Here is an 8,492-nt window from a genome sequence, read left to right on the forward strand (position 1 = left end):
TCGAAATCGTGGTTGTGGTAGGCGAAGAGCATGCGCTCCTGGCGCAGGCGCACGCCGATCTCATCGAGCTCGCGTCCAGCTCCTGCCAGCCCTCGACGCTATCCGGGCGCATGTACTGGGGCAGCCAGGGCATGACGATGTTCTGGTTGTCGATCGCCTGGCTGAAGGCGACGATCTCGTCTAAGTTGTTCCTGAGGTCGTCCAAGCCGTAGTGGGCGGAAATGGCGCGGAGGTTGTAGCGCTCCAGGAGTTCGTTCATCTCGTCAGCGCTCAGGCCGTGGTTGCCGACGAGTTCGACGGCAAGATAGCCCGTCTCGGCGACGAGCGCCAGCTGCTCCTCGAAGCTTCCGAAGTCGCGGAGGCTGTAGAGCTGCACCGCCACGGGCAGGTCAAGCCCCTCGTCGACCGGGACCGTGGCCGTTTCTCCTTCGGTCGTCGCCGCGGCGTCGGCTTCTTCAGTGTCTTCGGCGGCCTCCTCGGCGTCCTCCGTCGCCTGCGTCAGCTCGGTTGCTCCCTCAGCCGTCTGCGGCGCAGCTTCTTGCCCGCCCGCCTCCTCGGTAGCGGTTTCCTGCGCGGGCTCATCGGTTGTCGCCGAGGCCGTTGCTTCTTCTGTGGTCTCTTCTGTTGCCGCCGTCAGGGTCTGGTCAGCAGCTTGAACAGGCTCCTGGCGCACCGCTACCCGCTCAAAGGCAGCCGAGCCCTCGGCAGTGTCGTTTGACACGTAGAGGTAGAGGTAAAGTTCGCTGGGGTCGAGGCTACCGAGGTCAATCCGGCCCTCGCTGACGAGCTCTCCGCCGATCAGCGCCTGCGTGTCCAAGGTAGTGCCCTCTTCATGGGTGAGGACCCACTCGAGGGTGTAGGGTGGGGTGGCCTCGCCCGAGAGTCCTGGTTCGAAGGAAGCGTCCGCCGCCGGCGTGACCTCGGAGTTGAAGCCGCTTCCGCCGACCGTCAAGCGGAAGCCGGGATGGTTCCAGGTGTCGTCACCGTCGATGCTACCGTCGGCCCAGAAACCGGGGTTCTGCTGTGTCCAGCCAGCCTCGGCATACTCGATTTCAACGACGGTGGTGACGCCCGTCAGATCGAGCGCCTGGTTCAGCATGACGCCGCCCTGGTTGTTTTCCCAGCCGCCGGTGCTGAAGTTCTCCATTCTCAGTTGACCGCCGGCAACGGCGATCTCGGCGTCAGGGTTGGTTCGGTAGACGCGCCAGACCGTCTCATCGAGGCCATCTTCAAAGCTGTCGCTGGCGAGAGACGGTTCGACCCTTACGGCCAGTTCGGCGGACGCTTCGGAAGCGTCTTCGGCAGGGCCGACTGCCGAGACGAGGTAGTAGTACTCCTGGTCGTTGCTCACGCCCACGTCCTGGTAGCTGTTACCTTCGACCGTGGCGACGGTGTCGTAGGGTCCGCCGGGAGTCTCCGCGCGCTGGACGAGGTACTCCCTGGCTCCGAAGGCTAGATCCCAGGACAGGGTGACCGTCTCGTCCCCCGTCATGGCGCGGAGCCCTCCGGGAGGGGCCAGTGCCGGCGTGGTCAGCGTCATCTCGTCGCTGCTGTACTCGCTGCCGCTCCAGTCCCAGACGCGAATCCGGTAGCTGTAGCTCGTGCCCGGCGCAATCTCGGTGAGGACGTGCTCATGCTCGCCCTCGAGCGCGGTGACCTCCTCGGTCGTTTGAGAGAGGTCGCCTTCGGCGCCGTAGCTCACCTCGCTCATGGCGGGACCGTCGGTCTGAAAGCGGACTACCATCTCCTGGTCCTCGTTGAGTCCGGCCTCGACCTCCCCGACGATTTCGGGAGCCGCGACGGCGAAGCCGAACCAGCCGAAAGCCGCCAGCAAAACCACCGACAGCCATAGACGCTTAGCGTTTGCTTGTTTCATCCCTTGAGTTCCTCCTTGATTTCTGGACCTGCTTGATTTTTGGACCTGTACTGACCCAGTTTGATTTGACTCGACCCCTTTCTCTTGAGCAGCTATGGGCCTCTATATGGCCCCTACATGAATGGCCTCTAAGCGTGTGGCGTCCAAACGCATTTCATACCGACACCCCAGGCCCGTCTCCAACCGCCCCCTTGGCGGGGGCTTGTCAACAGCGCACGCGAGGCACATCGACGGCGAGTGAAGTCGCGGTGGTCTTGGTGTTCACTGTTCCTCCAGGGGCTCGAGCAAAACGGAGCAGGCGACGTCACGGCGGACGATGGGATAGCGAGGATAAGTTTGGACGGATCTCCTAGGCGAGCGGAAACAGCTTGACCGGCAGACGGTTTCATGTTCGTGTGCGGTTTTATACCAAACCCCTTGTATTGAGGGAACGAGATTAAATTGACTGTCTAACTAATTGCCAATATACTTTGATATAGGCGAGATGTCAAGGATAAAACCCGGGGTCTGGACTTGAAGAACCGTCCGAGGTTTCGTCGATGAACGATGTTGTTGCGGCTGTTTTTGCGGCGTGCCCGCACCGTGCTGAAACGGGGTGAAGCGATCAATTCCGCGCTGATTCGCCAGTTCAATGTCGCTCGCATCTTTCACGCGCTCAGAGACCACCCTGACAGCTCCCAACTCGAGCTGAGCAGCTATGCGGGCGTAAACAAGGCGACGGTGTCGGCGGTGATCGCCCAGCTCGACGAGGCGGGGCTGATCCACCGCAGCGTGAGACAGAGCAAGGGGCGGCCGGGCCGGCCCGAGGTGGCCCTGAGCATCTCCGCCCAGGCCGGCCTCCTCGTCGGGGTGAGGCTCGAGCCCAGCACCATCCGGCTGATAGCGACCTCGCTGGACGGCCAGGTCAGAGGCCGCTTGCAGGTCGCCGGCAGCCGGGACGTCGAAGGGGCCCTCCACCAGCTTCGGGAAGCCACTCTGAGGCTGGCGGCGACCTGCGGCTTTACAGTTGGAGCCGTGCGGGGGATCGGCGTGGGGATCCCCGGCCTCATGGACTCAAGCGGGCGGCTGGTCTTAGCGCCCAACCTGGGCTGGCGCGACGTGGCCATCCTCGAGCGGCTAAGGGAGGCCCTTGACGCGCCCGTCTTCGTCGACAACGACACCAAGGCCGCGGCGCTAGCCGAAAAGCTCTTCGGGAAGGGCCGCAAGGTCAGGGACTTCATCTACATCACCGGCCACTCCGGGGTGGGTGGCGGCCTCTTCCTGGGCGGGCGGCTCTACCGGGGCGCCGGCGGCTTCGCGGGCGAGATCGGCCACATCAAGGTGGTGCCGGGGGGCAGGCCCTGTGCCTGCGGCGGGCGGGGCTGCCTCGAGGCCTACGCCTCGGAAGAGGCGATTCTGGCGCGGCTGGCCGAGCGCGGGGTGGTGCTCGGCGACATCTGGGCGGTCGCACGGCGGGCGGAGGCGGGAGACGAGGAGGTTCTGGCGATCTTGGGGGAGACGGGGGAGTTCCTGGGGCTGGTGGCGGCCAACCTCATCAACGTGCTCAACCCCTCGCTGGTAGTCTTGGGCGGCAACCTGGCCGCCGTCGCCCAGGCCGTCCTGCCGGTGGTGGCGCGCGTGATCGAAGCCGATGCGCTCTCCGCGCCGCGCGCGCAGGCGCGGGTGATCGTCTCGCCGCTGGGCGCCGAGTCGGTGCCGATGGGGGGGGTAGCCCTGGCGCTCGAGGGTTTTCTGGCCTTGCCGGGTCTGCTTACTGACGCCAGGCTGGCCGCAACCGAACCGCGCGACGCCGACCCGCGGACGCCGTGACGGCCAAACCTCTGATGTGAACCAATCCGCCTCGTCTTCGGGTGCCTCGTCGGGGCACCCTGAACTACTGGCACAAAGAGATTCGCGGCCGCCGCTCGAGACGGCCTTCGCGGAAAGACCGCGGCCCCGATCGTAGCTGGAAAGGTCACCTCCAAGTTGTGCCGGGGTGATCACCACGGCGGCTCACGAGTCGGGAGGCGCTTGCGCGGGAGACGCGAGGGCTGTCGTCACGGTCACGGCTTGCCCGCGGTGGACCCTTCCCCCTGCCACAACCCTGGCGTAGACGCCTCGCCTGTCGTAGGCGAGCTTGGGCAGCCGAAGGTCGATGCTGCTCAAGCTGCTGCAAACGGTGCAGGCCGTGGTCAGCTCGAGAACCGCGTCGCCAAGCCGCAAACGCGAGCCGCTCGGGAGCTGGTGCGGGTCGAGCCCGGCAAGGACGAGGTTCTCGCCGAGCATGCCGTAGCGCAGCAAAATCCCCGCGCGGGCAATATAAAGGTAGCTGCTGGCCGGCGTGATGAGCACCGCGCGGTCGCGGTCCCTCCCGGCGTGCCGGTCGCCGCGCGCCCCGTAGCCCTCAACCAGCACGAGGCTTGGGGCGCCCTCCTTGGCTAGGCCCTGGCCGCCCGCATGAAGCGAAACGATCTCACCCGTCACTCGTTCTCCTCGTTCAGCCCTTGTGAGCGACCCGCGCCAAACCCGCGTCCCGACTGACGGCCAGACTAAAGCAGCCCGTCCTGCAAAAAGCGGGCGCTCCTCCGCAGGCTTGCCACCGGGTCCTTGGGCTGGTCGTGCTCGACGATGAGCCACCTCGCCCCGGCTACCCTTGCCGCCGGCAGCAGCTCGTCCCAGGGGAGCCGGCCCGCGCCCACGTCCGCCCAGCCGCCCTCATCGGCGTTCTCGCCTTCCGCTGTCAGATCCTTGATATGCACGAGCTCGCAGCGCCCGGCGTAGCCCTCCAGCAGCGTCATCGGGGCCACGCCGCCGCGCACCATCCAGGCCAGGTCGGGTTCAAAGCCCAGGTTCTCGGGGCTGGCCGCGTCCAGGAGCCACTCGAGCCCCAGCCTGCCCTCGACCTCGGCCATTTCAAAGGCGTGGTTGTGGTAGTGCAGGCGCAGGCCGTGCTCGCGGCAGCGCGCGCCCAGCTCGCCCAACTGCCGGCCGATGGTCTGCCAGCTCTCCTTCGTGTCGTCGTAGAGCTGATGAGGCAGCCACGGCACCACCAGGTCGCGGTTGCCTACGGCCTCGTGAAATCCGGCGATCTCTTTGAGGCCCTCTTGCAGGGCCTCGAGTGCGTAGTGGCTCGAGCACACCTTGAGGCCGTGCTTGCCTAGAAGTTCGCGCAGCTCTTTGGCGGTGCAGCCCTGGGTACCGACGGTCTCGACGCCGCTGTAGCCCGCGGCGGCGACCTCGCCGAAGAGGCTGTCCAGGGAGCCGCCAAAGTCGCGGCTGCTGTAGAGCTGGAGGGCGATAGGCGGCGTGGTGGCGGGGTTCATGGTGCCTCCTTCATGGTGATGCTTGCTTCCGGCGCAGCTTCTTGGCTGAAGCGATCATATCCTAGCGGAGCAGAAGATATCGCGCGCCAAGGCAAGCCAAGAAGCTGTCATGCCTTGACCGCCCTGGCCTTGGGAGCATAGCTGGAAAGTTCGCCACTTCAAATATGAAGTGCGACACCCCTAGAGGCAGCCTGCGCCCTTCTTCGCTGTTTTAACTCGTCCGAATGCCAAGGATTTCTTGTTAAGCCCAGGTAAAATCACTCTGAAAAAGCTCTCCTAGGTCTAGCAGCCTCGAGCTGGTGGTGCAGCCGAAGACGGGTACATACATGCGCGAGCAAGAGGCTAACCAGGCCGCGGGGTATCTCCATCTGGCGTTGGTTCTCAGATGTCTTGGCTTCGTCGAAGGACCAGTCGCCTCGAAGGACCAGTCGCCTCCGCCGGGTAGCACGAAAAACGCCCGCCTGAGCGGGCGCGTGTCTTCAAAGGATAGGCTTTAGTAGCGCGATCTTTGCTGACGGGGCGCTGCGGGCGCAGCATGGGTGACTTTGACGTTTTTGGCTTGCAGGCCCTTCTGGCCCTGTTCAACCTCGAACTCGACTTCGTCGCCCTCGTTAAGGCTGCGGTAGCCGTCGGAGTTGATGGCCGAGAAGTGACAGAACACATCCGCGCCCCCGTCACTCTGCTCGATGAAGCCGAAGCCCTTTTCGCCGTTGAACCACTTTACCGTACCTGTTGCCATTTTACCTACTCTTTTCCTGCGTGCGCTCTTGCACGCCGTGCATTCTCGGGCCGAGGCCCAACCTGCCAGCACATCCAGCGTGTTGTCCAGGCAAAGACTACTATACTCGATAGCCGTGAAAAGCACAATGCCTCGCGGGTGCGTCCGGCCTCAACCAAGCGCGGTATCGCCTCCTCTTATCGAGCTCCTCACGAAATGGCAAGTATCTATTGACAATATGTGAGTATTGGTTTATATTTCTTCCAGGAGGTCGGCGATGGACTTTTGGAATAGCTATTCAGCCACCGAGCTACAAACCCGCGCCAAGTTGGCCCGCCTGCGGGCGGAAGCCGAGCAGGCCCGGCTCTTGCCCCACACCCCCTGGCGCCTCTGGGCGGCCGCGAGCCTGCGGGCGCTGGCCGACCGCCTCGAGCCCGCGCGGAAGCTGAGCGCGCCGGGCACCTACCCCTACGCACTCCCGCGTTACATGAAAGGTCGAGCATGAACGAAAGGTCGAGCATGAACGAAAGGCAGCGGGTCGAGGCTCTTCTCGGCGAGGGCAAGATCAGCGAGGAGGAGGCCAGCCTGCTGCTCGAGGCCTTGGACGAGGCCGAGACCGCCGAGGCGATGGCCGACGAGGAAGCGCTGGGGGCGGCGCCCCCTCCGCAGGGGGCCTCTCCCGCGGCGCCCCCGCCGCCCTCCGCCAGCCCCTCACCTCCGGAACCGCCCGGCCCTAGCCGCGGCGCGCAGCCCCCTCTGCGCTGGCTGCGCATCGGGATGATGGCTAAAAACCTCGAGGTGAGACGCGAGGAGGGACTCGCCGAGCCGCGGGTAGAGGGCGCCGACCTGGGGCGCCAAGGCGAGGACTGGGCGGTCCAGGCTCAGGGCATCGAATCGCTGCTGAGCGGGCGCAACAGTTTGAAGATCGCGGTGCCGCCGGATTGCGGCGTGGACCTCTCGGCCAAGGCGGGCAACATCGAGATAAGCGGCGTGGCCTTCGTGAGGGGCCGGGTGGTCGCCGGCAACGTGGAGCTGGAGGAGGTAGAAGGCCTCGACCTCGAGCTCAAGGCGGGCAACCTTGACGCCACACTGCGCCTCGTGGAGGGCGAGCACCGGGTGCAGGTGTCGATGGGCAACGCCGACATCGCGCTGCTCAGGGGCTCGAGCGTGAAGCTGAGCAGCAAGGTCAGCATGGGCGCCATCGACATCGACGGTCCCATCAAGATGGGCGAGGGCAGGGCCAGCCTGGATCTCTTCGTCAAGATGGGCAACTTGGACATCAAGGTGCCCCGTGCGTGAAAGGGGCCCCGTGCGTGCAACCCGCCATGAGTGAAACCCGCAAGGTGCTCGAGATGCTCTACGCCCAGCAGGTGACGGTCGCTGAGGCGGAGGAGCTGCTGGCCGCCCTGGGGGGGGCCCAAGGCGCCGCTCTGAGCCGACCGCGAAGCGCCGCCAAGATGATCCGCATTCTCGTCGACGCCGAGGACGAGGCCAAGGTCCGCGTCAACGTGCCCGCGCCGCTCGCCAAGTTCGCCCTGCAGTTCGTGCCCAAGGACGTGCGCGGCGAGCTCGAGGCGCAGGGCATCGACCTGGTCGAGTTGCTCGACACCCTGCGAGACGACCTGCCCGAAGGCCGGCTCATCGACGTCGAGGCCCTTGACGAGGGCAAGCAGGTCCGGATCATCATCGAGGTGGTATGAACGACGTGCTCCAGCGCCTCTACGAGGCGCGTCCCAGGCTTCTCTACCTCCGCCTCGAGGCCGGCCGCTTCCGGCTGCGCTGGGTGATGCCGCTCTGGGTGCTCGAGGAGCTTCTCCTCTTCGCGCTGCGCCTCATGACCTTGCTGGTTTGGAGCAACCGTTACCTCAAGGTCTTGCCAGCCATTTCCGCCCCCTACCAGCTCAGCCCCGAGCAAGTCCTCGCCGGCTTGACGCCGGGCCGGGAGCTGCTGCGTCTGCCCAGCGGCGAACCCTACCTGAGCCTCAAAACCACCGATTTCACGCTCGAGCTCGCCCCTCTCTAACAATGCTCTCTAAACAATGAAGGACAAAGCCATGCAAAGACACCCCATGCCCACCCGCTGCCCCGTCACCGGCGACCCCCTGGAGATTCTCCTGCTCGAGTGCCCGACGAGCGGCATCCGCATCGAAGGGCGCTTCGCCCCCAACGAGTTCGCCCTCCTGCCCGCCGAGCATCTGGACTTCATGCGCCTCTTCGTCAAGACGCGCGGCAACCTAAAGGAGGTCGAGCGCATCCTAGGCCTCTCCTATCCGACCGTCCGCCTCAGGTTCGAGAACATGCTGAAGACGCTCGGCTACGAGGCCGCCGAGGACGCGGCCGACGAGCGCTCGGAGGTCCTGGCGGCCCTGGAGCGCGGCGAGGTCACGGCGGAGGAGGCGGCGTCGCGCCTGCGGGCGCTCAAAAAGCGCTGAGCAGAAGCCCGTCCCTAAAGGGCTCGTGCCACGTCTGAGGCTACCGGCAGTAGCTGCGCGAGGCTCTGCTGCGGCCGCACTACCCCAAAGCAGTCGACCATCCGCTTGAAGTGCTTGGACGCCCGGTCGCGCGCCGCCGGTCCGCACCATCAGCCCTCCGCCAC

10 protein-coding genes are annotated in these 8,492 nt (G+C 65.4%); 6 read left to right on the forward strand and 4 right to left on the reverse strand.

Going from position 1 to position 8,492, the window contains the following annotated elements:
- On the reverse strand, positions 1–1,876 hold a 1,876-nt coding region (locus M3498_02110; protein ID MDQ3458090.1), incomplete at its 3' end, for a hypothetical protein.
- 546 nt (positions 1,877–2,422) lie between these two features.
- Here M3498_02110 and M3498_02115 point away from each other — a divergent pair.
- Positions 2,423–3,685, forward strand: coding sequence for an ROK family protein (locus M3498_02115; protein ID MDQ3458091.1), 1,263 nt, complete (start codon positions 2,423–2,425; stop codon positions 3,683–3,685).
- Positions 3,686–3,868: 183 nt separating this feature from the next.
- On the opposite strand, the gene M3498_02120 is transcribed toward M3498_02115, so the two are convergent.
- From M3498_02120 to M3498_02130, 3 genes are all read right to left on the reverse strand, one after another.
- Complete coding sequence (locus tag M3498_02120; GenBank protein MDQ3458092.1) at positions 3,869–4,339, reverse strand: MOSC domain-containing protein; 471 nt, start codon at positions 4,337–4,339, stop codon at positions 3,869–3,871.
- A 65-nt stretch (positions 4,340–4,404) separates the two neighbouring features.
- Complete coding sequence (locus tag M3498_02125; GenBank protein MDQ3458093.1) at positions 4,405–5,178, reverse strand: sugar phosphate isomerase/epimerase; 774 nt, start codon at positions 5,176–5,178, stop codon at positions 4,405–4,407.
- Positions 5,179–5,671: 493 nt separating this feature from the next.
- Complete coding sequence (locus M3498_02130; GenBank protein ID MDQ3458094.1) at positions 5,672–5,917, reverse strand: cold-shock protein; 246 nt, start codon at positions 5,915–5,917, stop codon at positions 5,672–5,674.
- Positions 5,918–6,173: 256 nt separating this feature from the next.
- Between M3498_02130 and M3498_02135 the strand changes: the two genes are divergently transcribed.
- From M3498_02135 to M3498_02155, 5 genes are read left to right on the forward strand one after another with little or no spacing between them, the layout of a single operon-like run.
- Positions 6,174–6,401, forward strand: a complete 228-nt coding sequence (locus M3498_02135; protein MDQ3458095.1) for a hypothetical protein — start codon at positions 6,174–6,176, stop codon at positions 6,399–6,401.
- The gene (locus tag M3498_02140) at positions 6,398–7,195 is read left to right on the forward strand and encodes a hypothetical protein (protein ID MDQ3458096.1); all 798 of its coding nucleotides are present in this window, start codon (positions 6,398–6,400) and stop codon (positions 7,193–7,195) included. Before M3498_02135 ends, M3498_02140 begins: the two co-directional genes overlap by 4 nt.
- Positions 7,192–7,596, forward strand: a complete 405-nt coding sequence (locus M3498_02145; protein ID MDQ3458097.1) for a hypothetical protein — start codon at positions 7,192–7,194, stop codon at positions 7,594–7,596. Before M3498_02140 ends, M3498_02145 begins: the two co-directional genes overlap by 4 nt.
- Complete coding sequence (locus tag M3498_02150; GenBank protein MDQ3458098.1) at positions 7,593–7,919, forward strand: hypothetical protein; 327 nt, start codon at positions 7,593–7,595, stop codon at positions 7,917–7,919. The genes M3498_02145 and M3498_02150 overlap by 4 nt, the downstream gene beginning before the upstream one ends.
- 31 nt (positions 7,920–7,950) lie before the next feature.
- A complete protein-coding gene (locus M3498_02155; protein MDQ3458099.1) occupies positions 7,951–8,328 on the forward strand; it encodes a DUF2089 domain-containing protein in 378 nt (125 codons plus the stop codon).
- Positions 8,329–8,492: the final 164 nt, after the last annotated feature.

Source organism: Deinococcota bacterium, from assembly GCA_030858465.1.
Taxonomy (GTDB): Bacteria; Deinococcota; Deinococci; order Deinococcales; family Trueperaceae; genus JALZLY01.